At 73.5% G+C, this 2,710-nt stretch carries 3 protein-coding genes; all 3 read right to left on the bottom strand.

The features are described from left to right. Positions 1–177: 177 nt before the first annotated feature. Complete coding sequence (locus AC2W7J_RS17350) at positions 178–1,368, bottom strand: winged helix-turn-helix domain-containing protein (RefSeq protein WP_485983945.1); 1,191 nt, start codon at positions 1,366–1,368, stop codon at positions 178–180. Between the two features lie 84 nt (positions 1,369–1,452). After that, the gene (hpf, locus tag AC2W7J_RS17345) at positions 1,453–2,121 is read right to left on the bottom strand and encodes a ribosome hibernation-promoting factor, HPF/YfiA family (protein ID WP_421007459.1); all 669 of its coding nucleotides are present in this window, start codon (positions 2,119–2,121) and stop codon (positions 1,453–1,455) included. 176 nt (positions 2,122–2,297) lie between these two features. Continuing rightward, positions 2,298–2,710 (bottom strand): ComF family protein (locus tag AC2W7J_RS17340; RefSeq protein ID WP_485983943.1); only part of this gene is annotated, 413 nt, incomplete at its 5' end.

Below are 2,710 nucleotides of genomic sequence, written 5' to 3'. Positions count from 1 at the left end.
GCTTCGGGCTGCGACGGCTGGTCGCCGAGACGGCGGCCGACAACACCGCGAGCAACCGGGCCCTCGCCGGCGCCGCTTCACCGAGTGGGGCCGTGAGGCCGCTGCGGACGCCCCCGACGGATCGGTCGGGCCGCGGTCCACTGGGAGCGGCTGGCCTGACCCGCGACCTCGGACGGCTCAGGCGCCGACGACCTGCGTCAGGCCCAGCCAGGTCGCCATCCGGCCGAGCTCCTCGCCCAGCTCGCGTCGGTCGTCGGCTCCCCCGCGCCCCGGCTCCCAGGTGACCTGCCGGGCGAGCAGGGCGCCGGCGGCGCGGTCGGCCTTGAGGTCGACCCGCCCGACGAGGGCGTCGCCGAGGAGGAAGGGCAGCACGTAGTAGCCGTGGACCCGCTGCTCCGCGGGCGTGTAGATCTCGATGCGGTAGTGGAAGTCGAAGATGCGCTCCACGCGCGGTCGGCACCAGACGAGGCTGTCGAAGGGGGACAGCAGAGCCCGCGCGTCGACGGCTCGGGGACGTCGCGCGCCGGCGTGCAGCCACGCTGGCTGCCCCCACCCGCGCACCTCGACCGCCTCGAGCTCGCCGGCGGCGACGAGACGCCCGATTGCCGGGCGCACGTGGACTCGCTTGAGCCTGAAGTAGTCGGCGAGGTCGGCCTCGGTCGCCACACCCGTCGCACGGGCGGAGATGCGCACCAGCTCGGTGTAGGCCGCCTCCTCGGACGGTCGGGCGCTCGGGTCGAGCCACGGGGTGGCCTCGCGGGGAGGGACGACGCGCGCCAGGGCGGCATAACGACGCTCGAACTGCTGGGTCCGGCCCGCCGAGCTGATCGCACCGGCCCAGAAGAGGTGCTCGAGGGCGTGCTTGACGAGCGACCAGTTCCACCCCCAGTGCTCCTTGTCGCCGCTGCGCTCGTGCCCGAGCGCGGCCTCGATCTCGCGGGCGGTGCGCGGGCGTCCGGCCTCGACCTCCTCGCGCACCGCCGCGACGAGCTCGGGGTGCTCGCGCGCCACGCGCTGGATGCCACCCCAGGAGTCGTCGAGCGCCCGGCGCATGCGTGGGTGCTCCATGAGGGGCCAGGTGCTCGGCGGCAGCAGGCTCGCCTCGTGGGCCCAGTACTCGACGAGCCGGCGCGGCGCTCGGTCGCGCATCCGGTCCAGCAGTGCGGGGTCGTAGGGCCCGAGCCGGGAGAAGAAGGGCAGGTAATGGCTGCGGGTCACCACGTTGACGCTGTCGATCTGCACGAGTCCGACCGTGTCGACGACCCGCTGCAGGTCGCGCATCGTCGGGGCCCTCTCGGGACGCGCCCGGCCGAAGCCCTGCGCAGCGAGCGCGATCCGTCGGGCCGCAGCCGGCGTCAGTGTGCGCATCACCCCAGCCTGCCCTACCCCACCGACAGACAGCACGACCCGCACGGCGCGGAGGCCGTGCGGGTCGTGCTCGACGGTGGAGCGTCAGCGGACGGAGACGGGCTCCTCGACGCTGGTGCCGTTGACGGCGGTGCCGTTGACGTCGTCCTGGACGTCGAGGTGGATGACGCCGTAGGACCAGCCGCGTCGGCGGTAGACGACGCTCGGCCGGTCGTTGTCGGAGTCGTGGAAGAGGAAGAAGTCGTGGCCGACGAGCTCCATGCGGCGCACGGCCTCGGCGAGCGGCATCGGGGCGCTCTCGTGGACCTTTTCGCGGACCTCGACCGGGCTGTCGCCGATGGTGCCGAACTGGTCGGTCTCCTCGGCCCCGCTCTCGTTCGTGAGGTCCGTGGCCAGCGGCTCGGTGAGGTCGGCGGTCGCGGCCGCGACGGACGTGCGGCGCCGACCGCGCAGCACGTGCCTCTTGTCGTGGGCTCGGCGCAGGCGCTCGAGCAGCTTGTCGACGGCGAGGTCGACGGCGGCCTGCCGGTCGTCGTGGCAGGCCTCGGCGCGGATGACCGGTCCCTTGGACCGGCACGTGATCTCGACGCGCTCGCTGACCTTCGACTGACGGGGGTTGGGCTCGTGACTCACCATGACCTCGATCCGCTGGACGCGAGGGTCGAGCTGCGGGACCTTCGACAGCTTGCTGTCCAGGTACTCACGCAGTCGATCGGAGACGTTGACATGGCGTCCGGTGATGGCAATTTCCACGGAGTCCTCCTGGGGACGTCGGGTGATGCTGGGTAGACCGCCTGGCGAGGGCGTCACAGCCGGGGCACCACCTCCCGTCGCTGGCCGAGGTCGTCGTCGGGCCGCCGCCCGAGGACGCGGAAGGCCCCTGCGTCACGCCGGCCGTGCCGGTCGAACGAGGGACCCATGACGACACGTTAGTCCGCGGACGGACGGAAAGATAGGTGAACGCCCGGCGACCTGCGCGGGGTGACCATCGCGGCCGCCATCGTCACCGTCGCGGCCCCCGCCGAGAGCAGCGCGCGCTGCCCCTCGGACAGGGTCGCGCCGGAGGTGAGCACGTCGTCGACGAGCAGCAGTGCCGTCCGACGACCCGGCCCGGACGGGGCACGACCATTCGCCCCGCGCAGGTTGGCCAGGCGGCCGAGACGGTCCAGACCGGCCTGGTCGGCGGTCCGTCGCACCATCGAGAGCACTGGAGCCACCTCGACCGCCGGGCCGACGTGACGCGCGGCGTGGCGGGCCAGCAGCAGCATGGGCCGGTCTCCCCGGCGCCGGACCGCCGCCGAGGACGACGGGACCGGCACGAGCAGCACCGGACGCTCCCGCG

Source organism: Janibacter sp. CFPM2_SD2 (assembly GCF_057364645.1).
The sequence above is the reverse complement of the archived record's forward strand: the minus strand, read 5'-3'. Positions and strand labels throughout refer to the sequence as shown.